Consider the following 23101-nt stretch of genomic DNA (forward strand, 5'->3'; position numbering starts at 1 on the left):
GCCACGAAGGCAAGGAAAGCGATGGATCTCCCCAAGATTAAAGCCTTGATCGACCTGCTCAACAGCTCCAGCCTCAGTGCGCTGGAACTGGCCGAAGGGGAGCATACCTTGCGCCTGGAACGGCAGGGGGGTGCGGTGCCGGCGGTAGCGGCAACGTCCGTGGCGCAGGCACCGGTGCCGGTGCAGCCGCAGCCGCAATTGCAGCCGCAGGTGCCGCAGCAATCGGGCGCCACTGGCCATGTGATCCATGCGCCCATGCAGGGCATCCTGCACCTGACCCCGGCCCCGGGCGAGCCAGCTTTCGTGCAGGTCGGCGACGAGATCCGTGCCGAGCAGGTGATCTGCGTCATCGAAGCCATGAAGATGTTCAACACCGTCGAAGCCGATGCCGCCGGTCGCGTCGCCGAGATCCTGGCGGTTCCCGGCACCGAGGTGAAACTGGGTCAGCCGCTGTTGCGCCTGGCTTGAGGATGGCCATGCTCAGCAAAGTCCTCATCGCCAACCGGGGTGAAATCGCCCTGCGTATCCAGCGCGCCTGCCGCGAGCTGGGCATCGCCACCGTGGCTGTCTATTCCGAAGCCGATGCCGGCGCGCGCCATGTGCGCCTGGCCGACCAGGCCCTGTGCATCGGCCCGGCCCATCCCACCCGCAGCTATCTCAACAAGGAAGCCATCCTGCAGGCCGCGCAATTGTGCGGCGCCGATGCCATCCATCCGGGCTATGGCTTCCTCTCCGAGAATGCCGCCTTCGCGCAGATGATCGAGGATGCCGGCCTGGTCTTCGTCGGCCCGCCGGCCAGCGCCATCCGCACCATGGGCGACAAGATCGCCGCCAAGCAGGCCATGCTGGCCGCTGGTGTGCCCTGCGTGCCGGGTTCCGAAGGCGCCTTGCCGGCCGAGGAATCCGCGCTGCAGGAACTGGCGCGCAGCATCGGTTATCCGGTCATCGTCAAGGCCGCCGGTGGTGGTGGCGGCAAGGGCATGCGCGTGGTGCATGAGCCCGGCCAGCTGGCCGAGGCCGTGGCACTGACCCGCGAAGAGGCGCGGCGCGCCTTCGGCAATCCCGAGCTGTACATGGAGAAGTTCCTGCAGCAGCCGCGCCATGTCGAGATCCAGGTACTGTGCGACCACCATGGCAATGCACTGTGGCTGGGCGCGCGCGACTGCTCCATGCAGCGGCGCCACCAGAAGGTGCTGGAAGAAGCACCGGCACCGGGCATCGCCGCGGACCTGCTGGCACAGGTTGGCGAACGCTGCGTGGAGGCCTGCCGCAAGATCGGCTATCGCAGCGCCGGTACTTTCGAGTTCCTCTACGAGCAGGGACGTTTCTACTTCATCGAGATGAATACCCGCCTGCAGGTGGAGCATCCGGTCACCGAGCTGACCAGCGGCATCGACATCGTGCAGGCGCAGTTGCGCATCGCCGGGGGCGCGCCGCTGGCACTGCGGCAGCAGGATATCCGTTGCGAAGGCCATGCCATCGAATGCCGCATCAATGCCGAGGATCCCTACAGCTTCATGCCTTCACCCGGCACCATCAGCGTCTGGGACCTGCCCGGCGGCAACGGCGTGCGGGTGGATTCGCATGCCGGCGTGGGCTATACGGTGCCGCCTTACTACGACTCCATGATCGCCAAGCTGATCGTGCATGCACCGACCCGTGCCGAGGCGCTGGCGCGCATGCGTACCGCCCTGGGCGAGATGCGGGTCGAGGGCGTGCGCACCAATCTGGCCCTGCATGGCGAACTGCTGGAAGAAGCCGGCTTTGCCGCCGGCGGCGTCAACATCCATCACCTGGAACACTGGCTGGGGCAACGGAACGCATCGTGAATCGACAGATCAACTTGAAGAAAGTCGCCGACCTGCCGGCGCCGCAGGGTACGCCGCACGCCATGCGCATCAGCATGCTGGGGGCCAAGGCCATCCTGTTCGAGGCGCCCGGCGCCATGGACCTGCCGCACCAGCGCCGCATCTGGGAACTGGCGCAGCGCTTCGACCGCTGGCCGGGCGTGGCCGAGACCGTGCCGGGCATGAGCAACCTGATGCTGACCTTCCGCACGCCGCCCGCCGATCTCGACCGCCTGCAGGATGCCTTGCGCCAGGCCTGGGACGAATGTGCCGGCCTGCCCATCGAAGGCCGCCACATCGACTTGCCAGTGGTCTATGGCGGCGAGGGCGGCCCGCACTTGGCCGACGTGGTCAGCCATACCGGCCTGAGCGTGGATGAGATCGTGCATCTGCATGCGGCACCGCTCTATACCGTCTACGCGCTGGGCAGCCATCCCGGCTATTGCTATCTGGGCGGCATGGATCCCCGTATCGCCACGCCACGGCGCAAGGTGCCGGTGGTGCGCCTGCCGGGCGGCGCAGTCTCCATCGGCGGCGAGCAGACCGGCGTGTCGGCCTCGGCCGGCCCCAGCGGCTGGAACACCATCGGCCATGCCGAGATGGAATTCTTCGATCCCCGCCGCGAGCCACCAGCGCTCCTGGCCCCGGGCGACACCATCCGTTTTTGCATCGCGAAGGTCATCAAATGATAGAAATCCTTGCCACCGGCGCACTGAGCACCGTGCAGGACCTGGGCCGCTTCGGCGTGCTGCGCTTTGGCGTGGGCACCTCGGGGGCGATGGATGACATCGCGCTGGCCGTGGGCAATATCCTGCTGGGCAATGACGGCAATGCGGCGGGCATCGAAGTGCCGATCCTGCCGTTTCGCCTGCGTTTCGATGCCGATACCGATTTTGCGCTGACCGGTGCCGATTGCGCCGCCACCCTCGACGGCCAGGCGGTCCCGCCGTGGTGGTGCCTGCATGCGCGTCGTGGCCAGGTGCTGGCCCTGGGGGTACCGCGCTCTGGTGCGCGTGCCTACCTGACCGTGGGCGGCGGGCTGGATGTGCCGGCCGTGCTGGGTTCGCGCAGCACGCAATTGCGCGGCAGCTTCGGCGGCTTCGAAGGACGTCCGCTCAAGAAGGGCGATGCCCTGGCCATCGTCGCGCGCGCCGAGGGTGCCACGCCGGTCTCGGCCATCTCGGCCAGTGGCTTCGGTGTGCGTCCCCCCGAGCTGGGCCTGCCGCTGCCGTCCGGCCAGGAGGATGTGATCGCCGTGCGGGTGTTGCCGGCGGCCGAGTACGACAGCTACACCGCCGAATCGCTGGCGCAGTTCTGGCATCAGCCCTGGCTGGTGACGCCGCAAAGCGACCGCTACGGCTATCGCCTGGAGGGACCGGGCCTGCAGGCCACGCGCAGCATGGAGCTGCGTTCGCACGGCATCGTGCCGGGCGTGATCCAGGTGCCGCACAGCGGCCAGCCCATCATTCAGCTGCGCGATGCGCAACCCTCGGGCGGCTATCCCAAGGTCGGTACCGTGATAGAGGCCGACCTGTGGCGCCTGGGACAGGCACGCATCGGCCAGTCGCTGCGTTTCGTGCAGGTCGACCATGCCCAGGCCACGGTGGCCCTGGAAGAGAAGGAACGCTACCTCGTCCAGTTGCAGCAGGCGGTGCAACTGCAACGCAAGATCTGGAACAACTGACAGGCAAGAGCATGGATATTGAACAAGTGCGCGAACTGATTCGCCTGGCCGAGCAGGGCCGGCTGGGCGCGCTGGAACTGCGCCGTCCCGATGGGCGCCTGCGGCTGGAAGGGGCGCTGCCGGTAGCGGTGGCCGCCATGGAGTTCACGCCGCTGGCTACGCCCGCTCCCGCCCCCGCCCCGGCGCCGGGGCCGGTGCAAGCCACGGCAGCAGGTTTCGGCTATTTCAGCAGCCGCCATCCGGTGCGCAGCAACGCGCTGGCCGCCGATGGCGAGCAGGTCGCGGCCGGCCAGGTGCTGGGGCTGATCCGGGTGGACGAGCTCTACCTGCCGGTATTGAGCCCCGCCGCCGGTGCCGCCACCTGCCTGGTTGCCGACGACACCCTGGTGGGCTACGGCACGCCGCTCTTCGACATCCGTGCCGTCTCCGCCTGAGCGCACGCCACCACAAGGACATCCCGATGAAGATCGACCTCAATGCCGATATCGGCGAAGGATTCGGCCACTACAAGATGGGCGACGATGAAGCGCTCATGGACATCATCACCTCGGCCAACATCGCCTGCGGCTTCCACGCCGGTGATCCGGTGATCATGGATCGCACCATCCGCCTGGCCGCGGCGCGGGGCATCGATATCGGCGCCCATGTCGGCTTTCCCGACATGCTGGGCTTCGGCCGCCGCGTGATCCAGGCCGACCCGGCCGAGCTGGCCCGCTACGTGGTCTACCAACTGGGCGCGCTGGAAGGCCTGGCGCGCGCCGCCGGCTGCCAGGTCACCCACATGAGCTTCCACGGTGCGCTGGGCAACATGGCTGCCGCCGATGACGCCCTGGCCGAGCCACTGATCCAGGCCATCGCCGAGTTCGACAGCAAGCTCATCATCAGCGTCTCCACCAATACCGCCATCGAGCGTGCCGCGTTGCGTCACGGCCTGCGCTGCGCCACCGCCTTCCTGGCCGACCGCGCCTATGACGACGAGGGCGCGCTGGTGTCGCGCAAGCTCAAGGGCGCGGTGATCGAGGACAAGGACGCCGTGTTGCAGCGCGTGATCGAACTGCTGCGCGAGGGCAGCATCCGCTCCATCAACGGCAAGACATTGCCCATGCCGGTCAAGCAGATCCTGGTGCATGGCGATACCCCCGGCGCGGTGGCGCTGGCGCGTTCCATCCGCGAGGCCATCGAGGATGCCGGTGGCAGCGTCGAGCCGGTGGCCCGGCTGGTACAGGCCGGCCCGGGCCATGCATAAGTAGTGCTTATCCCCTCAAAGCCAATCCCTCTTATCGGTGCGGCGTGCGGGCAGTTATATTGATTTCCGGGGGAGGCAGTCCCTCCCTCGCTGACACTGGAGACATCTGATGCCATTTTCCGATTACAAGACCGCCCTGGTCACCGGCGCATCCACCGGCATGGGCGCGGCCATCGTCGAGCGCTTCTGCAAGGAGGGCCTGCAGGTGCATGCGCTGGCCCGCAGCGAAGGCGCACTCAAGGAGCTGGCCGCGCGTACCGGCTGCATCCCGCACGTGGCCGACGTGCGCAACCTGGCCGAGCTGACCCGTCTGGCGCAAGAGAACGAGTTCGATATCCTGGTCAACAATGCCGGCATCTCCACCCCCGGGTCCATCCTCAACGCCAGCGAGAGCGATGTCGATGCCCAGGTCGAGATCAACCTGCAGGCCGTGCTGCACCTGGTGCGCCTGATCATGCCGGGCATGGTGGCGCGCGACCGCGGCCACATCGTCAACATCAGCTCGATTGCCGCCATCTACAACTTCAACGGCAATTCGATCTACCACGCCACCAAGGCCGGCATCCATGCGCTGTCGCGCCAGCTGCGGGTGGATGCCACCGGCAAGCGCGTGCGCATCACCGAGATCTGCCCGGGCCGCGTGGCCACCGACATCTTCGGTCACGTCCATGGCGACATCGAGGCGGCGCGCAAGCAGTTCATCGATGGCTTCGAACTGCCGCAGGCCTCCGACATTGCCGACGCCATCGCCTTCGCGATCTCGGCACCGATCGCCGTCAACATCAGCAACATCGAGATCCTGCCGACCCTGCAAGTGCCGGGCGGCCTGACCACCATCAAGCCCGAAGCCTGAGCCCACCTTTTTTCGAAAGAACCGCACATCATGGAACACATCGGCGCCCGCAAGTATCCCTCGGCTGCACAAGCCGCCCCGGCCATCATCGAGCAACTGCGCAAGATTCCCTCGGCCCTCATCAGCGACAACATGCGTCGCATCGCCGGCACCTCCAACCTGCGCCCCATGCATCGTGGCGGACCGCTGGTCGGCACCGCCGTGACGGTACGCGTGCGTCGTGGCGATAACCTGGCGATCCACCGCGCCTTCGATTTCTGCCGTCCCGGCGACGTCATGGTCATCGATGGCGGTGGTGACACCACCCAGGCCCTGCTGGGCGAGATCATGTCCACCTATGCCAAGACCATTGGCATCGCCGGCCTGGTCATCGATGGCGCCATCCGCGACGTGGCCGCCATCCGCGAGATGGATTTCCCGGTGTTCGCCCGTGGCGCCACCCACAAGGGTCCCTACAAGTGTGGCCCGGGTGAGATCAACGTGCCGGTCAACATCGATGGCCTGGTGATCCACCCGGGCGAGATCATCGTGGCCGACGATGACGGCATCGTCGCCTTCCCGCAATCGGAAGCCGAGTACCTCATCGAGAAAGCCCTGCAGCAGATCCAGCGCGAGGCCGATACCATGCAGGCCATTCGCGAAGGTCGCTACGACCGTTCCTGGATCGACGCCCTGGAAGCCAACAGCGCAGGCTGAGCGCCTCGACGCGCACGCCGCGCGCACGCCGCCACCATCGTTTCGTTCTGGTTGGCGCGGCGCGCGGTGACAACTAGAACAGTACTGGAGACCACCTCATGAAGCCATCCATCGCCATCACCCGCGCGACCTTTCCCGACGTGCTGGAGCGCCTGCGCGCCCAGTTCGACGTGCTCGACAACCAGCATGACGTGCTGTGGAGCCAGGCCGAGCTGATTGCCCGCCTGCAGGGCAAGACCTGCGCCATCACCCACGGCAGCGACCGCATCGACGCCGTCCTGCTGGACGCCTGCCCGCAATTGCGGGCCGTCTGCAATGTGGGCGTGGGCTACAACAACATCGACGTGGAGGCCTGCACCGCGCGCGGCGTGCTGGTGACCAACACGCCCGACGTGCTCACCGAGACCACCGCCGATTTCGGCTTCGCCCTGCTGATGGCGACCGCCCGCCGCATCGCCGAGTCCGACCGCTATGTGCGCGCGCGCCAGTGGAACAAGACCGGCATCTACGACATGCTGCTGGGCGGCGATATCCATGGTGCCACCCTGGGCATCTTCGGCATGGGCCGCATCGGCCAGGCCATCGCCCGGCGCGGCGCGCACGGCTTCAACATGCGTGTGGTGTATCACAACCGCTCGCGCCTGGATCCGGCCATCGAGGCCGAATGCCGCGCCAGCTACGTCGACAAGGAAACCCTGTTCGCCCAGGCCGATCACCTGATCGTGGTAGTGCCTTATTCTCCTTCTTCGCATCACGCCATCGGTGCGGCAGAACTGCGCCTGATGAAACCCAGCGCCACCCTGGTCAATATCGCCCGTGGCGGTGTCATCGACGATGGCGCGCTGGCCACGGCCCTGCGCGAGGGTGTTATCGCCGCCGCCGGACTTGATGTGTTCGAGGGCGAACCGAATGTGCGGCCCGAACTGCTCGATATCGACAATGTCGTGCTCACGCCGCACATCGGTAGCGCCTCGGTGCAGACCCGCAAGGCCATGGCCCTGCTGGCGGTGCGCAACCTGGAGGCGGTCTGTGCCGCGGTCCACCCCGTAGCGCCGGCTGCGCCGACGCCCGTCAATCCCCAGTTGCTCAACGAGCCTGCGCGCCTGCGCGCCTGAACCGGACGACCGAAGCCGGTGCCATCCGGCCATGCGCGATTCTTGCAGAGCGCCATGGCCGGTCGCGCTGCGGCGTGGATGAGCAGGATCGCGACGGCCGCGCGAGCCCCAAAACGGGGCTATCTGCACCATCAGCGACAGTGCCTGCACCACCATGCCAGAAACTTATCGGATCAGAGGAAAAGCGTCTTTTCTTATCAAATTTGAAGCGCGTATTCTGTACCGATACCAAGTCATCTTCGTCGCAGGCAAGCATCCGGTCGCATCGATAAGGGAGAACGATCATTAACCTGAACCTCAATTTCGCCGCCGTCCTGCAGGGGCAATATGCCGACCTGCTGGTCAAGGGCCTGGTGCTCACGCTGGAGCTGACGGTAGCCTCCTGGCTGTTGGCCATGGCGCTGGGCACGCTGCTGGCGACGCTGCGCATGAGCGGCAAGCGCAGCGCCACGGCCGTGGTGTCGGCCTTCGTGGCCTATCACCGCAATGTTCCGATGCTGGTGCAGATCATGATGTGGTACTTCGCACTGCCCTCGCTGCTGCCCGACGATGCGCAGATGTGGATCAACCAGTTCAATGGCGAATTCCTGTATTCGGTCATCGCCATCGGCCTGTGCATGGCGGCCTATGTGTCGGAGGATATCCGCAGCGGCCTGCGCGCCATCCCGCATGGCCAGTTCGAGGCCTCGCGCGCGCTGGGGCTGAGCTATATCGGCAGCATGCGTTTCGTGATCCTGCCGCAGGCCATGCGCATCGCCGTGCCGCCACTGATCAACCATACCGTGCTGCTGTTCAAGAACACCAGCCTGGCCATGGCCATCGGTGTGGCCGAGCTGACCTACGCCACGCGCCAGCTGGAGAACTACACCTTCCGTACCTTCGAGGCCTACCTGATTGCCAGCCTGGGCTATCTCGCGCTGTCGCTGGCCCTGATGGGTGCCGGCGCGCTGCTCTCCCGCCACTACAAGATTCCAGGAAGCCGCTAAATCATGTTCGATATCCTGCATAACTATTGGGAGCTGCTGCTGATGGGGCAATACCCCCACGGCGCGCTGGGCGGCCTGGCGATCACGCTGATCCTGTCGCTGCTGGGGCTGGGCCTGGCCTTCCCGGTGAGCATCCTGCTGGCGCTGGCGCGCATCAGCCCGATGGCGATGTTCCGCGTGCCGGCCACGATGCTGGTCTATACCATCCGTGGCATCCCGCTGATCATGGTGATCTTCTGGGTGTATTTCTTCCTGCCGCTGCTGATCGGCCGCACCATCACCGGCTTCACCACCATGCTCTGTACGCTGGTGATCTACCAGAGCGCCTACCTGTGCGAAGTGATCCGCGCCGGCATCGAGGCGCTGCCCAAGGGCCAGCTGGAAGCCTCGCGGGCGCTGGGCCTGGGCTACTTCCGCACGCTGCGTTTCGTGATCCTGCCGCAGGCGCTCTACAACATGATGCCCAGCATGATCAGCCAGTTCGTCTCCACCATCAAGGAAACCTCGCTGGGCTATGTGATCAACGTGCCCGAGCTCACCTTCGCCGCCAACCAGGTCAACAACCAGCTGCTCACCCAGCCACTGGCGGTGTTCTCGCTGCTGGCGCTGATCTACTTCGTGCTGTGCTTCTCCTTCACCGAGCTGGCCGACTACATCGAGCGGCGCATCACCCGCAAGCGTGCCGGCCGGGCCCGCAAGAACAGCGGCAACGCCACCGGCGGCCTGCCTTTCGTCACCCTGCCGGCAACGGCGGCAAGCAAGGAAAACTCATGATCATCTTCAGCGATGTCAACAAGTGGTACGGCAACTATCACGCCCTGGTCAATGTCAGTGCCCAGGTCAAGCGCGGCGAGGTGGTGGTGGTGTGCGGCCCGTCGGGTTCCGGCAAGTCCACCCTGATCCGCACCGTGAACCGCCTGGAAGACATCCAGCAGGGCCAGATCGCCTTCGACGGCCAGGACGTCAATGCCTCGGGCCTGGATCTCAACAAGTTCCGCACCCGCGTCGGCTTCGTGTTCCAGCAGTTCAACCTGTTCCCGCACCTGTCGGTGATGGAAAACATCATCCTCTCGCCCACCCGCGTCAATGGCCTCAAGCGCGCCGCCGCGCGCGAGAAGGCCATGGGCCTGCTGGAGCGGGTGGGTCTGTCGTCCAAGGCCGATGCCTATCCCGGCCAGCTTTCGGGCGGCCAGCAGCAGCGCGTGGCGATTGCCCGCGCCCTGGCCATGGATCCGCCGGCCATGCTGTTCGATGAACCGACGTCGGCGCTCGACCCCGAGATGGTGGGCGAAGTGCTCAACGTCATGAAGAGCCTGGCGCGCGAGGGCATGACCATGATGTGCGTGACCCATGAGATGGGCTTTGCCCGCGAGGTGGCCGACCAGGTCTGGTTCATGGATGCCGGCACCATCCTGGAGAAAGCCGCGCCGGCGCAATTCTTCTCTCGTCCCGAACATCCGCGTGCGCAGCGCTTCCTGTCGGACCTGCGTTCGCACTGAGGTCATTTTTTGCACACCAAGAAATCTGGGGATTCGACCTGATCAAGCGAATTCGCATCTGCAGCCCTGGCCGGGCCGGGGCATTCATCAAGACCGTTCCAAGAAAAAACCGAGGAGTCTTACCCATGAAATTCAAACGCATCGCCTGTGCCTTCCTGTTCAGCGGCCCGCTTGGCCTTGGCCTCATCGCGCAGGCGCACGCCGACCAGCTGCAGGACGTGATGGCGCGCAAGGAACTCGTCTGCGGCGTCTATGCCGATGTGGTGCCGTTCTCCTATCCCGATCCCAAGACGCGTGCGCTGGTGGGCATGGACGTGGACCTGTGCAATGCCCTGGCCAAGGAAATGGGCCTCAAGCCGACCCTGAAGCCGCTGTCGGTGGAAGCGCGTATCTCGGAAGTGAAGATGGGCCGGGTCGACCTGGTCATCGCCAACCTGGCTTATACCAAGACGCGTGGCGAGCAGATCGAATTCAGCAACGCCTACTACAGCACCAAGGAGGTGTTGCTGGTCAAGAAAGCTGATGCCGCCAAGACCCTGGCCGATTTCGAAGGCAAGCGCATTAGCGCGGCCAAGGGATCGACCTCGGAGCAGTCGATCTACATGTCGGTCAAGAATGGCGCGGCGGTGACCTTCCAGGATTCCGGTTCGGCCTACCTGGCCCTGCAGCAGAACAAGGTGAGCGGTTTCGTCACCAACCTGATGACGGCCATCCAGTACTCGCAGGAGACCAAGGGAACGCCGGGCGAGCTGGCCATCCTGCGCGAACCGATGGCGCTGGAGCCGATCGGCGCGGGCATGCGCAAGGGTGAGCCGGCCTTTGCCGCCGCCGTCAACAAGGGCTTGATGGCGATGGACGCCAGCGGCGAATTCGACAAGATCTGGAACCGCTGGCTCGGTCCCGACACCCGCTACGGCATCACCCGCAGCGACAAGATCGCGCCCCTGAGCGAACTGAAGTTCCAGCCCATGCCTTGAGCACCGATGTTGTCTCTCTCTGTGTAGTTTGTTGTTTGACCTGAGTAGTACGCTGCCTCTGTGTGGTGGCTCTCCCTGGGGATCGATGGCAGCATCGATCCCCTTTTTTCGTGGGTGACGGGTTCAGCCCTTGCTGGCGCCGAAGGTCAGCCCGGCCACGAACTGTTTCTGCATCACGAAGAACAGGATCACCGAGGGCAGCGCGGCCAGGATCGAGCCGGCCGAGACCAGGTTCCAGGCGGTGGTCCACTGGCCGCGCAGGGCGGCCACGCCCACCGTGATGGGGGCCACGTCATCGCCCTGGGTCAGCACCAGCGCCCAGAAGTAGTCGTTCCAGACGAAGGTGAAGACCAGCACCGCCAGCGCGGCGAGCGCCGGGCGGATCAGCGGCAGCACGATGCGGTAGAACACCGTCCACTCGCTGGCACCTTCGATGCGTGCCGCCTCGATCATCTCGAAGGGGAGCTGCTTGATGAAGTTGCGCAGGAACAGGGTGCAGAAGCCGGTCTGCATGGCGATGTGGAACAGCATCATCCCGGTGATGGTGTTGAACAGGCCCAGCGACAGCGACAGGTCGCGCACCGGGATCATCAGGATCTGTTGCGGCACGAAGTTGCAGGCCACGAAGGTGGCGAAGAGCACCGTATTGCCACGGAACTGGTAGGTCGACAGCGCAAAGCCGGCCATGGCCGCCAGGGCGATGGCGCCCATCACTGAGGGGACGGTGATGAGGCAGCTGTTCCAGAAGTAATGCAGCATGGGCGAGGCGGTCAGCGCTTCGCGGTAGTTCTCCAGCATGGCGAAGTCCTGCGGCCAGCCCCAGTAGTTGCCGGCCATCAGTTCGTCGTTGGACCGTATCGAGGTCACCAGCGCGGCCAGCATCGGCAGCAGCCAGATCCCCAGCGCCACCGGCAGGGAGAGGCGATACAGCAGGCGCTGGGTTGGCGTCCATTTTTCTATCGGCATCGGAAACATGGCGATCCCTTTTCTTCTCAGCGTTCGGCGCGCAGCATGCGGCGCAATTGATAAATGATATACACCAGCATGATGGCAAACAGCGTCACCGCCACCGCTGCCGAGTATCCCTGGCGGTAATACTTGATGGCCTGGTCGTAGGCGTAGTAGGCCAGCACGGTCGAGCTTTCATAGGGGCCGCCGCTGGTCATCACCGAGATCAGGTCGAAGCTGCGCAGCGCGCCGATGATGCTGACCACGAAGGCCATGAAGGTGGTCGAGCGCAACTGCGGCAGGATCACGTAGCGCAGCATGCTCCAGCCGCGGGCGCCTTCCATGCGCGCGGCTTCCACCTGGTCGTTGTTCAGTGCGGTCAGGCCGGTGAGGAAGAGGATCATGCAATACGCGGTCTGCGGCCAGAGTGCCGCGAAGATGATGCCGAAGGTGGCGTAGCGGGCATCGCCCAGCACCGGGATGCCATGCCCCAGCAGCAGCGTGAGCAGGCCGAAGCTGGGGTCATAGAACCAGCTGAACATCAGCCCCACCACCACCCCCGAGAGCACGAAGGGGGCGAAGAAGAGCGACTTCATCACGCGCATGCCGCGTACTTTCTGGTTCAGGTACAGGGCGATGGCCAGGCCCATGGGTGGCGCCAGCAGGAACATCAGCAGCCAGGCAAGGTTGTTCTTCAAGGCCGTGTAGAAGGTCGGCGCATGGAACAGCTCGACATAGTTGGCCAGGCCCACGAACTGGGGCGTGGTCATGCCATCCCAGCTGAAGAAGCTGAGATAGATCGTGTAGAGGATGGGGTACAGCACATAGACCAGCGTCATCAGGCAGGCCGGTGCCAGGAACCAGAAGGCGGCGCGGTTGCGGCGCGCGGCGCTGCGGCCGCCGGTCTGGCGGGCAGCCGTCGTGCTGGCAGGCGGACTTTCGACGGTCTCGGTGGATGGCTGCATCGTGGAACTGGGAGAGAGCATGACGGGTACTCCTTGTATCTCACCGCGTCGAGACGCCAGCGGTGTTCAGGCATGCCGCCCACCCCGCCCGGGGCAGGATGGGCGGGCAGGGATCACGACTTCTTGTAGATGCGCTTGCGGCTCTGTTCCAGGTCGTTGAGCACGTCGTCGATCTTGCTCGGATCGCTGATGAACTTCTGCATGCCCTTCATGCCTTCGTCGGCCATCTCCTTGGTCATGTCGCGGTCATAGAACTGCGCGATGCCGCCCTTGGCATTGGAGAGGATCTCGAAACCGGTGCGCGAGATCGGATCGGTCGGGGCTGGCGACTGGCTGTTGGCCGGCAGCGAACCCAGGCCCTCGGCCAGCTTGGCGCTGATGGCGGGCGTTCCCACGAAGGCGATGAAGCGATGGGCCTCGGCCTTGTTGCGTGCCTTGGCGGGGATGTGGATGGATTCGGTCGGACCTTCCTCGGCGGTCGGCACGGCGGCATCGATGATGGGGAACTGGAAGTAACCCATCTCCGGCGCCAGCTTGGCCGGGAAGCCCTTGGCGATGAAGGTGCCCATGAGCATCATGGCGGCCTTGCCCTGGAACAGGAAGGGCTGGGCGCCGTCGAGGTCATAGGAGAGGGCGTTGTCGATGAAGACCTTGTTGTCGATCAGGCTCTTCCAGGCGGTATAGACCTTCTTGACGCGGGCATCGGTGTAGGCGATGTCGCCGGCCATCAACTGCTGGTGGAAGGCATTGCCATTGATGCGCAGGTCCAGGTAGTCGAACCAGCCGGCCAGGGTCCAGGCGTCGCGTCCACCGACGGCGACCGGGGCGATACCGGCGGCCTTCAACTTCTTGCAAGCCTCCATGAACTCATCCCAGCTCTTGGGCTCGGCGGCGATGCCGGCCTTCTTGAACAGGTCCTTGCGATAGAACATGCCCCACGAGTAATAGACGGTCGGGGTCGAGTATTGCTTGCCCTGCCAGGACGAGGCTTCCTTGGTGGAGGCGTAGGTGCTGTCCCAGTTGTTCTTCTTCCAGTCGTCGCTCAGGTCTTCCAGCAGGCCACGGCTGGCATAGAAGGCCATGCGCTCGCCGTTGTGCCAGTTGATGATGTCCGGGGCCTGGGTCGAGAGCCAGCCGGGCAGCTGTACCTTGTAGGCTTCTTCCTCGACGAAGGAGACCTTGATGTCGACGTCGGGATTGGCCTTCTTGAATTCATCCAGCGTGGATTGCCAGACGGCGCGTTGCACGGCGCCCTTGTAGGCGATGTTGACAGCCAGGGTGCCGGCGCTGGCCAGGGTGCTCCAGGCGGCCGTGGCGGCCAGGCAGCCGGCGATCACACCCATGCGAATCATCTTGTTCATTGTTGTCTCCGAATGTTGGGTTCAAAACAGCTTGGTCATTGGTGTTCCTGGCAGGTTCTATTGCCTGCTTGTGCAGCGGCGGCGTCAGCCGCCGTGCAGTCTTCCAGAGTGAGGCCGGCTTGTTGCTTTTTTCTAGTGCTGCGCGATCCGGTAGATGGCCACGCCCTGCGCTTCCAGGCTGGCTTGTCCGACCAGGAACTGCGCGCCTTCCGACTGCGGCAGCGTGACCGGTGCATCGCCATAGTTGAAGGCGAACTGCAGGCCGCCGCGCTGCTGCAGGCGCAGGCCGTCCGGCAGGCGTTGCGGCGCCAGGCCGGCTTCGCGGGCGACCTGTTCGAAGTAAGTGGTCGTCAGGGCCGCATCAAAGATACTGGCCAGGAAGTGTACGCGCTCCTTGCGCACGATGGCCGGATGGCCGTCGGCGAAGCTGGCCACGGTCTGCAGGCCGGGACCATCGCTTTCGATGAGGTCGCGCCAGTGGCGGCCATGGCCACCCAGCGAGACCGGCTCGCTGATGTTGGGGCGCATCGATTCCACCCGCCATACGCGCATGGGCAGCAATTGCTGCAGGGGGCCGGGCGGCAGTGTCGCGGGGATCTGCAGGGACGCCGTCTTGGAGCCGCTGCGCGGGCCGAAGATCGTTTGCGCGCCGCTCCTGGCGATGCGACCGGGCAGGTCGTCCGGCACGATGGGCAGAGGCGGCACCACGATCATGGCGTAGCCCTCCAGGTTGGCGTGCAGGGGCAGGATGTCCACGTCCAGGCCCAGGCCACGCAGGGTCGAGTAGTAGGAGAAGGCGAAGCGCTGGTATTCGAAATCGATGCCCTGGAAATGGATGTCCAGCAGCCACTTGGCATCGTAGTCGAACAGCAGGGCCACCTTGCCGCGCGGCTGGGCCAGTGCGCCATTGGCTTGTTCGACGGCGATGATCTCGCGGGCCACGCGTTCGGCTTCGCTGCCGCCCACGTCGAGGCGGTTGTCGGGGCGGTTCAGGCCGGCATGCATCTGCTCCTGGGCGAACGGGCACTGGCGCCAGCGGAAGTAGGAGACGCAACCGGCGCCGTGGGCAAAGGCTTCCCAGCTCCACAGGCGCACCATGCCCGGCAGCGGATGCGGGTTCCATTGCGCCCAGTTCACCGGCCCCGGCTGTTGCTCCATGACCCAGAAGGGCTGGGCCGACATGCCGCGATACAGGTCGTGGTTGAAGGTGGCGAAGTCGGGATGACCGGTGCGCAGCCAGCGCGCCTTGGTCTCCTGGTCGAACCACATCACTTCGAGTGCGCCCAGCGGATAGCTGTCCCAGCTGGCCACGTCGAGGTCGGCCGCCACCGGGTAGTGGTCGAAGTCCAGGAACATCTGCATGAAGTTGTGCACCATCAGACGGCCCGGCGACAGGGGCCGCAGGATCTCGACCTGCATGCGGTTGTAGCGCGCCACCTCGTCGGAGGCAAAGCGGCGATAGTCCAGGCGATGCGAGGGATGGGCTTCGGTGACGGTACCCACCGGTGCGTCGATCTCCTCGAAGCTGCGGTATTCCATGCTCCAGAACACCGTGCCCCAGGCGCTATTGAGGGCGTCGATGCTGCCATAGCGCTGGCGCAGCCACAGGCGGAAGCGACGCAGTGCCGAGGGCGAATAGCTGACCACGGTCTGGTGGCAGCCGTATTCGTTATCCAGTTGCCAGGAGGTGACGGCGGGATGCTTGCCATAGCGCTCGCCCAGCAGGCGCACGATGCGTTGCGATTCCTCGAAGTAGGAGTCGGAAGAGAAATCGTAGTGGCGGCGCGAGCCGAAGGCACGCGCGCGGCCGTTGGCATCGATGGCCAGCACGTCGTCATGACGGTCGATGAGCCACTTGGGCGGGGTGGCGGTGGGCGTACACATCACCACCTCCAGGCCATGGCGGGCCAGCACCTCGATGGAGCGGTCCAGCCAGTCCCAGCGCAGGTCGCCGGGCGAGGGTTCGATGCGGCTCCAGGCGAATTCGCCGATGCGGACCTGCTTGATGCCCAGCGCCTTCATGCGCTGGGCGTCGCTGTCCCACATGGTCTCGGGCCAGTGTTCGGGGTAATAGCAAACGCCCAATCGTAACGACATGATGTTGATTCCTTTGTCTGGTGATGCGTGGAAGAGGGGGGAGTGGTTGCGGCGTTCAGGCCGCCACCGCCAGTGCGCCGTGGACTTGCGTGCGCGTCAGCGCCACGCCGTCGCGATCGAACAGGTAGGCGCAGGCCGGTGCAATGGCTACGCGCAAGCGTTCGCCCCGGGCGATGCGGGCATCCCCCGGCGCCTTGGCCACCAGCGGCTGGCCGGCGGGCTCATCGAGATGGACATAGGTCTGCTCGCCCAGGCGTTCCACCAGCACCACTTCGCGGGTGATGGCGTGGCTGCCTTGCTGGCCGATCTCCATGTGCTCGGGGCGCACGCCCAGTGTCAGCTCCTGGCCGGGCAACACACCATTGCCCTGCGCGGCCACCAGCAGGGTTTCACCGGTGGCGGGCAGGCGTACCAGGATGCCGTTGTCATGGAGGCTCACCACCTGCGCGGGCATGAAGTTCATCCGTGGCGAACCGATGAAGCCGGCCACGAAGCGATTGCGCGGATGATGGTAGAGCTCCATGGGCGTGCCGACCTGGGCGATGCTGCCGAAGCGTTGGGTATCGGCACCGGCGTGCAACAGCACGATGCGGTCGGCCAGGGTCATGGCCTCGACCTGGTCATGGGTGACATAGACCACGCTGGCCTGTTCGAACTGGCGGTGCAGGCGGGCAATTTCCACGCGGGTCTGGCTGCGCAGGGTGGCATCGAGATTGGAGAGCGGTTCGTCGAAGAGGAACACACCGGGACGGCGCACGATGGCACGGCCGATGGCCACGCGCTGGCGCTGGCCGCCCGACAATTCCTTGGGCTTGCGCTGCAGCAGCTCTTCCAGCTGCAGGATGCGTGCGGCCTCGCGCACCTTCTGTTCGATCTCGGCCTTGGGCAGCTTGGCCAGCGTCAGGCCGAAGCTCATGTTCTCGTACACCGTCATGTGCGGGAACAGCGCATAGCTCTGGAACACCATGGCTACCGAACGCTGCGCCGAGGGGATGTCATTGACGCGCTTGTCGCCAATGTAGAGGTCGCCGCTGCTGAGGTCTTCCAGTCCTGCGATCACCCGCAGCAGCGTGGACTTGCCGCATCCGGAAGGGCCGAGGAAGACGCAGAATTCATGCTCGCCGATGGCGAGGTCGACGTCGCGGATCACCGGCGGGGCATCGCCGTAGGCTTTTTGTGCTGCACGCAAGGTAATGCTGGCCATCACGTATTCCTAACAAGAAGAATCACACATCAGGCAGCCGCTAAGGCAGGGCTGGCGTAAGGTTAAGCGCTTAATCAATCGACCCAAAAAAAAGATCGCCTGGGTGTTCCTGAGTGCAATCGGGGTTGTCTCCACGTCGTTGTTCTGATCGTGTTGCCACATCGGGGCGGCAAAATTTGTGGATTGATCATACCCATCTTGGATAGGGCGCGCAACAAGAATCCTGTAACGGGAAGGTGCCAGCATTTTGTCAGGGAAGCCGCGTCCACAGGCGTCGGCGCGGCACGAGCGCCCTGTGGCTACGCGCTGCCGGTGCGTTGACAAGCCCTGCATTAGAGGATTGAATGCGAGGGCTTCCAACTCCATGCCTCCATGACTACCCTATCCGAAGTCGCCCGTCTGGCCGGTGTCACCTCGGCCACCGTATCGAACGTCCTGCGCCAGCGCGGCAAGGTCGGCGAGCAGACGCGCCAGCGCGTGCTCGATGCCGTGGCGCAACTGGGCTACCGTCCGCACCTGACGGCCCGCGCATTGGCCGAGGGGCGGGCGCCGACGCTGGCGCTGGTGGTCTCCAGCATCGCCAACCCCTTCTATCCCGAGTTCGCGCTGGCGGCCGAGCGCGCCGCGCGGGCGCATGGGCGCTTCCTGATTGTCTGCAATACCAACGACGATCCCGATACTGGCCGCGCCTACCTGGACCAGATCGCCGGCACGCTGTCCGACGGCATGCTGATCATGAATGCCAACCTGCCCATGGATGAGCTGAAGAAGACCGAGCAGCGTGGCGCACCGGTGGTGTTGTGCATGTGGGAGAAGCCCGATGCCCCACCCGAGCTGCCCTGCATCGCGGTGGACTTCCACCAGGCCGGCGCGATTGCCGGGCGCCACCTGCTGGCGCTGGGACATCGCCAGTTCGGCGCGCTGGTCGGCAGCAAGAAGAGCGGCATCCACGCCGAGCGCTACCGTGGATTTGCCGGGGCCTGTGCCGACGCTGGCCACAAGCACCCATTGCAGCGCACCCGCTACATCCGCGATACCGTGGAAGCCGGCTACCAGGCCACCATGGAGCTGCTGCGCGAGCATCCGCAACTGACCGCCATCTTCGCCAGCAACGACTTGCCGGCGCTGGGGGCGATGAATGCCATCGCCGACCTGGGCTTGAATGTGCCGGGCGATATCTCGGTCATCGGCATCACCGATATCCAGTGGGCAAGGTTTTCACGACCAGCCCTGACTACGGTGGCGGTGCCCACCGATGAGGCGGCCCGCATGTCCATCGAACTGCTGCTGGCGCTGATCGAGCGCCGCAGCGCTTCGCCGGTGATGCGCGTCACCGCCACGCCGCAGCTGGTGGAGCGTGCCTCCACGGCGGCGCCACGCCGGTAGGCAGGTCAGCCGGCCTGCAGGCTGGCGAAGTAGGCGCAGAACATGTCGGCCATGGCGTTGCCATAGGCCGTGATGGCGCGTGGCGTGCGCTCGGTGCGCGAGAGATGCTCACCCACCGTGGCCAGGCTGGTCAGCACCAGCTCACCGGCCAGCTTGCGCCGACCGGGCGCGACTTTTGGCAAGGCCTCGCGCATGAACCTGGCGATGATGTCATCCCAGGCATGGTCCATTTCCTGGGCCTCGACCCCGTCGCGATAAAGCGGCGCGGCGTCATTGAGTGCCAGCCTCACCTGGGCTTCCTCGAACTCGCTGCGGATGAAGGCGTGTACCAGTTCGCGCAGCCGCGTCAGCGGTGGCTTGCTGTCGTCGGCGAGCAGGCGGCGCACCATCGCGGTGGTCTGTTGCCACTCGTCGGCCTGCAGGCGGAACAGGATGGCCGCCTTGTTGGGGAAATACTGGTACACCGACCCGACCGATACACCGGCCCGCTCAGCCACGCGGGCCGTGGTGAAGCGCTGCGCGCCCTCTTTGGTCAAAACCTGAACAGCGGCTTCGAGGATGGCACTGACCAGCTCGGTGGAGCGGGCCTGCTGTGGCTGCTTGCGCAGGGAAATCTGGGGGCGGCGGGCTTTGGACATGGGGATGGAATTGGCCATAAGGAACGCGAATAGGAAACCTGACGGATTCGTCGCATACTGCCGTTCGACGCGATGTGACGAATTCGTCGCATTCTAACCGGATCGGTGCCATGGCATCCATCGATCTCCCGTTTCCGCATTTTTTCCACAGGATTCCCATGAGCACGCAACCGGCTGACAAGCCCTCTCCCGTAACGCCGCTGGCCAGTCCCGGCGTTACTGTCTTCCTCAAGCTGGCGCCATTGACGCTGGCCGTCTTCGTCGCCTTCCTCACCATCGGCTTGCAGTTGCCGGTACTGCCCCTGCATCTGCACGATGCCCTGGGCATGGATGCCACCGTGATCGGCACGGTGGTAGGCGCCCAGTTTGCCGCCGCCCTGCTCACGCGCGCCTGGGCAGGCAACTTCGCCGACCTGCGCGGCGCCAAGCGTGCAGTGGTCGCCGGCTTCATCGCCGCCTCCTTGTCGGGGCTGGTGTACCTGGCTTCCCTGAGGCTGCTGGATCATCCTGGCGCCTCGGTGGGCGTGCTGCTGGTCGGACGCCTGTTGCTGGCACTGGGTGAAAGCCTGATCGTCACCGGCACCATGAGCTGGGGCATCGGCCTGGTCGGTCCACAGCATGGCGGCAAGGTGATGGCCTGGCTGGGCATTGCCATCTATGCGGCCTTCGGCGCAGGCGCACCGGTGGGCGTGGCAATCAGCCGCGCCTATGGATTTGCCGGCATTGCGACGGTGAGCCTGTTGCTGCCGCTGCTGGCCCTGCTGGTGGTGGCCGGTCTGCGACCGCTGCCACCCAGTGCCAGTCGTCGCACGCCCTTCTACCAGGTGCTGGGGGCGGTGTGGGTGCCGGGCATGGGACTGGCGCTGGCCAGTGTCGGCTTTGGCGTCATCACGGCCTTCATTGCGCTGCTGTTTGCGGCCAGGTCCTGGGGTGATTCCGCGCTGGCCTTTTCGGCCTTCGGTGTGGCCTTCATCGTCGCCCGGCTCTTGTTTGCCCACCTGCCCGACCAGCTGGGCGGTGCGCGCGTGGCGCTGGTGTGCGTGGTCATCGAAGCGCTGGGCCAGCTGCTGATCTGGCAGGCCGATACGGCGGCCATCGCCTACCTTGGCGCTGCGCTGACCGGCTTCGGCTATTCGCTGGCCTTCCCCGGCTTCGGCGTGGAGGCGATGCGCCGCGCACCGCCCCAGACCCGCGGTCTGGCCATGGGCGCGTATGTCGCCTTCCTCGATCTCTCGCTGGGCATTACCAGTCCCCTGGCCGGTGCGCTGGCCAGCGCCCGTGGGGTAGCGGCGGTCTATCTGCTCGGCACGGTCGCGGTCGGCCTGGCCATGGTGGTGGCCTTGCAGCTCATGCGCAGTGCCGCGCCAGGTGAGCCAGGCCGATGAACCTGCCCTGAATGCAAGCGCCGCCGTCATCGAGGATGACAGCGGCGCTTTTTCGGGTTCGTCCAGTGTGTCACCAGCAGGCCGATAGCTCCAGAGGCTCAGGCATGTCCGGGGTTACGCCCGTGCTTGCGCTGGTACATGGCCTGGTCGGCGGCCTGCAGCAAGGCACTGAAATCGCACATCGCCGATGGCGTGACAGTGGCCGCGCCCAGGCTGATCTCGATGTCGGTATGCGGCCACTTCGCCCGCGCCACGGCCTGCTTGATGCGCTCGGCCACGTGGTGGGCGCCAAGCTCGTCGCTATTGGGCAGGATCAGTGCGAACTCGTCGCCACCATACCGCGCCAGGAAGTCGCTGGCGCGCAGCGGCGAGCGCAGCACCCCGGCCAGTCGCGACAGCAGCGCATCGCCGGCCGGGTGGCCGTAGGTGTCGTTGTATTGCTTGAAATAGTCCACGTCCACCATCAGCAGCGACAGCGGTTGCGCATTGCGCAGATGGCGCGTCCATTCCTCGCGCAGGCGCAGGTCGAAGCTGCGGCGGTTGCCGATGCCGGTCAAGGCATCGGTGAGCGTCTGCTGCTCCAGCTTCTGCATGGCGCGGCGACTGTCCAGCTGCGCTTCGAGCTGGCGGCCGAGCTTGAGGAAGGCATCGCGCTGCGGCGCGGTCAGCATGCGCGGCCGGGTATCCATCACGCACAAGGTGCCGAGCACGTCGCCATTGGACGACACCAGCGACACCGCCGCATAGAAGCGCACGCGCGGATTGCCATTGGCCAGCGCGCTTTCGGCAAAGCGCGGATGGGCTTGCAGGTCGGTCAGTTCGGTGAGTTCGCGCGGGTGCGTTGCCGCGTACTGGCACAGCGCAAAATCGACCACCGTGCGCGCCACGCCATTCTGGCCGGGGAAGCGCCACCACTGGTTGCGCAGGTCGCCGTGGCCATTGACCACCGAGATGCTGGGATGCTGCAGGCCGATGTCGGCGTGCAGCTGGCTGATCATGCCCATGGGCATGTCGCACAGGCTGGTGGCCAGCGAGATGAAGTCGGCCAGGGTCGGCTCCAGCCAGGCATCGGCCGAGCTGTCGACGGGGGCCAGCGTGACGCGCGAGCCGGTCATCGCTCGTCGCAGTGAGGAGGATCCGGGCTTGTACGGTGTGTGCAGGTCTCGAATGGTCATGGCGCGTGTTGTTCGATAGTGTCGAGTCGTTGTCATGAGGTGTCGTCCGCATCACGCGTACCGCGCAATGCTGAGGGAGGACGGCGTGGCATCTCGATGCACATGTCCGGTATTGTTCTTGTTCTTCGTCACACGCACATCCTGTTGCCCTGCGACATCAAGTTAGCAGATCGGGTTCCTAAGTAAACACCTTTGGAACATCCTCTTACAATTTAGATCGCCTTCTGCCAGCAAATAATGCCATTAAGATCACAATGACCGATCTTGAGTGAATATGATGACAATTGATGAGCTGGCAGCGTCGCCTGCTGGCGTCATGAGGATAAGCGAAATGCGCTGAAAACTAATATCGGAGACTGCCGGTTTGGCCTGTCAGCGCTTTCCTACATAGCCCCGCACCAGGTGGTCGATGGGCGTCGCCGCATGGCGACAAAAGGCTGTCGCCGCCAGGTGACGATTAGTGCTTGCCAAGCGCTGCCATGGAAAATAAACTCTGCCGTTCCGTATGTGATCCGTTCAACGTTTTTGAAAGCAGAGATGTCGACCCAGCCCAAAGCAGGCGCAGTCCTGTTCGCCAAAGATGTCGCCCGCCTTGCAGCGTTCTACGCGCAGGTGCTGGCGGTGGTTCCCAAGCATGCCCATCCCGAGAAGGTGGTGATCGAGACAGGGGATTTCCTGTTGGTGATCCATGCCGTTCCCCCGGCCGTGTCCGCCGGTGTCGAGATCACGACGCCCCCGGTGTTGCGTGAGAATGTACCGGTCAAGCTGTTCCTGCCGGTGCGCTCGCTGGCGCAGGCGCGCCTGAGCACCGAGCGGCTGGGCGGTGGCATGAAAGCGGAAGCGGCAGCCTGGGATGGTCCGGGTTTCCGGGCCTGCGATGGCTTCGATCCGGAAGGCAATGTGGTGCAGTTCCGCGAAGCCTTGCCCGAGGTCGCCCTGGCTTCCTGAGCCTCCCTCTTTTTCATCCGCAGAAAAAAAAGCCGACCGGGATAGCACCGGTCGGCTCGCATGCGTGCGCCTGGCCGTCTGGCCGGCGCTA

At 65.0% G+C, this 23101-nt stretch carries 23 protein-coding genes; 16 read left to right on the top strand and 7 right to left on the bottom strand.

The features are described 5' to 3' along the window. Positions 1 to 21: 21 nt before the first annotated feature. The 13 genes from accB (at position 22) to ACIPHN_RS18645 (ending at position 10903) form a co-directional block, all read left to right on the top strand. On the top strand, positions 22 to 468 hold the full coding sequence (gene accB / locus ACIPHN_RS18585; RefSeq protein ID WP_400438410.1) for an acetyl-CoA carboxylase biotin carboxyl carrier protein: 447 nt from the start codon (positions 22 to 24) through the stop codon (positions 466 to 468). Positions 469 to 476: 8 nt separating this feature from the next. Next, positions 477 to 1829, top strand: a complete 1353-nt coding sequence (gene accC, locus ACIPHN_RS18590) for an acetyl-CoA carboxylase biotin carboxylase subunit (protein WP_400438411.1) — start codon at positions 477 to 479, stop codon at positions 1827 to 1829. Positions 1830 to 1891: 62 nt separating this feature from the next. Then, positions 1892 to 2536, top strand: a complete 645-nt coding sequence (pxpB, locus tag ACIPHN_RS18595) for a 5-oxoprolinase subunit PxpB (RefSeq protein WP_400438715.1) — start codon at positions 1892 to 1894, stop codon at positions 2534 to 2536. After that, positions 2533 to 3531 (top strand): biotin-dependent carboxyltransferase family protein, encoded by a 999-nt coding sequence (locus tag ACIPHN_RS18600; protein WP_400438413.1) that lies wholly within the window; start codon positions 2533 to 2535, stop codon positions 3529 to 3531. Before pxpB ends, ACIPHN_RS18600 begins: the two co-directional genes overlap by 4 nt. A gap of 11 nt (positions 3532 to 3542) precedes the next feature. Then, entirely contained in the window at positions 3543 to 3965 is a 423-nt protein-coding gene (locus ACIPHN_RS18605) for a hypothetical protein (protein WP_400438416.1), read from the top strand. A gap of 26 nt (positions 3966 to 3991) precedes the next feature. Beyond that, positions 3992 to 4777: a LamB/YcsF family protein gene (locus ACIPHN_RS18610; protein WP_400438418.1), complete on the top strand. Its 786-nt coding sequence runs from the start codon at positions 3992 to 3994 to the stop codon at positions 4775 to 4777. Between the two features lie 109 nt (positions 4778 to 4886). After that, positions 4887 to 5630: an SDR family oxidoreductase gene (locus ACIPHN_RS18615; protein ID WP_400438421.1), complete on the top strand. Its 744-nt coding sequence runs from the start codon at positions 4887 to 4889 to the stop codon at positions 5628 to 5630. 30 nt (positions 5631 to 5660) lie between these two features. Next, the gene (locus tag ACIPHN_RS18620; protein WP_400438423.1) at positions 5661 to 6326 is read left to right on the top strand and encodes an RraA family protein; all 666 of its coding nucleotides are present in this window, start codon (positions 5661 to 5663) and stop codon (positions 6324 to 6326) included. Positions 6327 to 6424: 98 nt separating this feature from the next. Then, on the top strand, positions 6425 to 7441 hold the full coding sequence (locus ACIPHN_RS18625; protein ID WP_400438426.1) for a 2-hydroxyacid dehydrogenase: 1017 nt from the start codon (positions 6425 to 6427) through the stop codon (positions 7439 to 7441). Between the two features lie 284 nt (positions 7442 to 7725). Continuing rightward, positions 7726 to 8427 carry an amino acid ABC transporter permease gene (locus ACIPHN_RS18630; protein ID WP_400438718.1) on the top strand — a complete coding sequence of 234 codons (702 nt, stop codon included), beginning with the start codon at positions 7726 to 7728 and terminating at the stop codon, positions 8425 to 8427. A 3-nt stretch (positions 8428 to 8430) separates the two neighbouring features. Beyond that, positions 8431 to 9201: an amino acid ABC transporter permease gene (locus ACIPHN_RS18635; RefSeq protein WP_400438429.1), complete on the top strand. Its 771-nt coding sequence runs from the start codon at positions 8431 to 8433 to the stop codon at positions 9199 to 9201. Beyond that, a complete protein-coding gene (locus tag ACIPHN_RS18640; RefSeq protein ID WP_400438432.1) occupies positions 9198 to 9926 on the top strand; it encodes an amino acid ABC transporter ATP-binding protein in 729 nt (242 codons plus the stop codon). The genes ACIPHN_RS18635 and ACIPHN_RS18640 overlap by 4 nt, the downstream gene beginning before the upstream one ends. Before the next feature lie 125 nt (positions 9927 to 10051). Further along, positions 10052 to 10903, top strand: a complete 852-nt coding sequence (locus ACIPHN_RS18645; protein WP_400438435.1) for an ABC transporter substrate-binding protein — start codon at positions 10052 to 10054, stop codon at positions 10901 to 10903. 123 nt (positions 10904 to 11026) lie between these two features. On the opposite strand, the gene ACIPHN_RS18650 is transcribed toward ACIPHN_RS18645, so the two are convergent. The 5 genes from ACIPHN_RS18650 to ACIPHN_RS18670 form a co-directional block, all read right to left on the bottom strand. Continuing rightward, positions 11027 to 11878, bottom strand: coding sequence for a carbohydrate ABC transporter permease (locus tag ACIPHN_RS18650; RefSeq protein ID WP_400438438.1), 852 nt, complete (start codon positions 11876 to 11878; stop codon positions 11027 to 11029). 17 nt (positions 11879 to 11895) lie between these two features. Then, entirely contained in the window at positions 11896 to 12837 is a 942-nt protein-coding gene (locus ACIPHN_RS18655) for a carbohydrate ABC transporter permease (protein ID WP_400438441.1), read from the bottom strand. A 92-nt stretch (positions 12838 to 12929) separates the two neighbouring features. Further along, positions 12930 to 14168, bottom strand: a complete 1239-nt coding sequence (locus tag ACIPHN_RS18660) for an ABC transporter substrate-binding protein (protein ID WP_400438721.1) — start codon at positions 14166 to 14168, stop codon at positions 12930 to 12932. 141 nt (positions 14169 to 14309) lie between these two features. Beyond that, positions 14310 to 16274 carry a beta-galactosidase gene (locus tag ACIPHN_RS18665; protein WP_400438444.1) on the bottom strand — a complete coding sequence of 655 codons (1965 nt, stop codon included), beginning with the start codon at positions 16272 to 16274 and terminating at the stop codon, positions 14310 to 14312. Positions 16275 to 16329: 55 nt separating this feature from the next. Next, positions 16330 to 17478 (bottom strand): ABC transporter ATP-binding protein, encoded by a 1149-nt coding sequence (locus tag ACIPHN_RS18670; RefSeq protein ID WP_400438447.1) that lies wholly within the window; start codon positions 17476 to 17478, stop codon positions 16330 to 16332. Between the two features lie 372 nt (positions 17479 to 17850). Between ACIPHN_RS18670 and ACIPHN_RS18675 the strand changes: the two genes are divergently transcribed. Beyond that, complete coding sequence (locus tag ACIPHN_RS18675) at positions 17851 to 18864, top strand: LacI family DNA-binding transcriptional regulator (protein WP_400438449.1); 1014 nt, start codon at positions 17851 to 17853, stop codon at positions 18862 to 18864. A gap of 5 nt (positions 18865 to 18869) precedes the next feature. Here ACIPHN_RS18675 and ACIPHN_RS18680 read toward each other — a convergent pair whose 3' ends face one another. Next, positions 18870 to 19502, bottom strand: coding sequence for a TetR family transcriptional regulator (locus ACIPHN_RS18680; protein WP_400438451.1), 633 nt, complete (start codon positions 19500 to 19502; stop codon positions 18870 to 18872). Between the two features lie 158 nt (positions 19503 to 19660). Here ACIPHN_RS18680 and ACIPHN_RS18685 point away from each other — a divergent pair, with 158 nt between their 5' ends. Beyond that, on the top strand, positions 19661 to 20887 hold the full coding sequence (locus ACIPHN_RS18685) for an arabinose transporter (RefSeq protein WP_400438453.1): 1227 nt from the start codon (positions 19661 to 19663) through the stop codon (positions 20885 to 20887). Positions 20888 to 20985: 98 nt separating this feature from the next. On the opposite strand, the gene ACIPHN_RS18690 is transcribed toward ACIPHN_RS18685, so the two are convergent. Beyond that, a complete protein-coding gene (locus tag ACIPHN_RS18690) occupies positions 20986 to 22062 on the bottom strand; it encodes a GGDEF domain-containing protein (protein WP_400438456.1) in 1077 nt (358 codons plus the stop codon). Between the two features lie 537 nt (positions 22063 to 22599). Between ACIPHN_RS18690 and ACIPHN_RS18695 the strand changes: the two genes are divergently transcribed. Next, a complete protein-coding gene (locus tag ACIPHN_RS18695) occupies positions 22600 to 23010 on the top strand; it encodes a VOC family protein (RefSeq protein ID WP_400438459.1) in 411 nt (136 codons plus the stop codon). The last annotated feature ends 91 nt before the right edge of the window (positions 23011 to 23101 follow it).

Source organism: Herbaspirillum sp. NPDC087042, assembly GCF_044745245.1.
Taxonomy (GTDB): Bacteria; Pseudomonadota; Gammaproteobacteria; order Burkholderiales; family Burkholderiaceae_D; genus Herbaspirillum.

What these genes read in the sequence shown, in the direction of transcription:
- ACIPHN_RS18610 (WP_400438418.1), top strand. Translation starts at nt 3,992, where the DNA reads ATGAAGATCGACCTCAATGCCGATATCGGCGAAGGATTCGGCCACTAC.
- ACIPHN_RS18665 (WP_400438444.1), bottom strand. Translation starts at nt 16,274, where the DNA reads ATGTCGTTACGATTGGGCGTTTGCTATTACCCCGAACACTGGCCCGAG.
- ACIPHN_RS18660 (WP_400438721.1), bottom strand. Translation starts at nt 14,168, where the DNA reads ATGATTCGCATGGGTGTGATCGCCGGCTGCCTGGCCGCCACGGCCGCC.
- pxpB (WP_400438715.1), top strand. Translation starts at nt 1,892, where the DNA reads ATGCGCATCAGCATGCTGGGGGCCAAGGCCATCCTGTTCGAGGCGCCC.
- ACIPHN_RS18685 (WP_400438453.1), top strand. Translation starts at nt 19,661, where the DNA reads ATGAGCACGCAACCGGCTGACAAGCCCTCTCCCGTAACGCCGCTGGCC.
- ACIPHN_RS18675 (WP_400438449.1), top strand. Translation starts at nt 17,851, where the DNA reads ATGACTACCCTATCCGAAGTCGCCCGTCTGGCCGGTGTCACCTCGGCC.
- ACIPHN_RS18695 (WP_400438459.1), top strand. Translation starts at nt 22,600, where the DNA reads ATGTCGACCCAGCCCAAAGCAGGCGCAGTCCTGTTCGCCAAAGATGTC.
- ACIPHN_RS18640 (WP_400438432.1), top strand. Translation starts at nt 9,198, where the DNA reads ATGATCATCTTCAGCGATGTCAACAAGTGGTACGGCAACTATCACGCC.
- ACIPHN_RS18605 (WP_400438416.1), top strand. Translation starts at nt 3,543, where the DNA reads ATGGATATTGAACAAGTGCGCGAACTGATTCGCCTGGCCGAGCAGGGC.
- ACIPHN_RS18600 (WP_400438413.1), top strand. Translation starts at nt 2,533, where the DNA reads ATGATAGAAATCCTTGCCACCGGCGCACTGAGCACCGTGCAGGACCTG.
- ACIPHN_RS18680 (WP_400438451.1), bottom strand. Translation starts at nt 19,502, where the DNA reads ATGTCCAAAGCCCGCCGCCCCCAGATTTCCCTGCGCAAGCAGCCACAG.
- ACIPHN_RS18650 (WP_400438438.1), bottom strand. Translation starts at nt 11,878, where the DNA reads ATGTTTCCGATGCCGATAGAAAAATGGACGCCAACCCAGCGCCTGCTG.
- ACIPHN_RS18625 (WP_400438426.1), top strand. Translation starts at nt 6,425, where the DNA reads ATGAAGCCATCCATCGCCATCACCCGCGCGACCTTTCCCGACGTGCTG.
- ACIPHN_RS18615 (WP_400438421.1), top strand. Translation starts at nt 4,887, where the DNA reads ATGCCATTTTCCGATTACAAGACCGCCCTGGTCACCGGCGCATCCACC.
- ACIPHN_RS18655 (WP_400438441.1), bottom strand. Translation starts at nt 12,837, where the DNA reads ATGCTCTCTCCCAGTTCCACGATGCAGCCATCCACCGAGACCGTCGAA.
- ACIPHN_RS18645 (WP_400438435.1), top strand. Translation starts at nt 10,052, where the DNA reads ATGAAATTCAAACGCATCGCCTGTGCCTTCCTGTTCAGCGGCCCGCTT.
- accB (WP_400438410.1), top strand. Translation starts at nt 22, where the DNA reads ATGGATCTCCCCAAGATTAAAGCCTTGATCGACCTGCTCAACAGCTCC.
- ACIPHN_RS18670 (WP_400438447.1), bottom strand. Translation starts at nt 17,478, where the DNA reads ATGGCCAGCATTACCTTGCGTGCAGCACAAAAAGCCTACGGCGATGCC.
- ACIPHN_RS18635 (WP_400438429.1), top strand. Translation starts at nt 8,431, where the DNA reads ATGTTCGATATCCTGCATAACTATTGGGAGCTGCTGCTGATGGGGCAA.
- ACIPHN_RS18620 (WP_400438423.1), top strand. Translation starts at nt 5,661, where the DNA reads ATGGAACACATCGGCGCCCGCAAGTATCCCTCGGCTGCACAAGCCGCC.
- accC (WP_400438411.1), top strand. Translation starts at nt 477, where the DNA reads ATGCTCAGCAAAGTCCTCATCGCCAACCGGGGTGAAATCGCCCTGCGT.
- ACIPHN_RS18690 (WP_400438456.1), bottom strand. Translation starts at nt 22,062, where the DNA reads ATGACCATTCGAGACCTGCACACACCGTACAAGCCCGGATCCTCCTCA.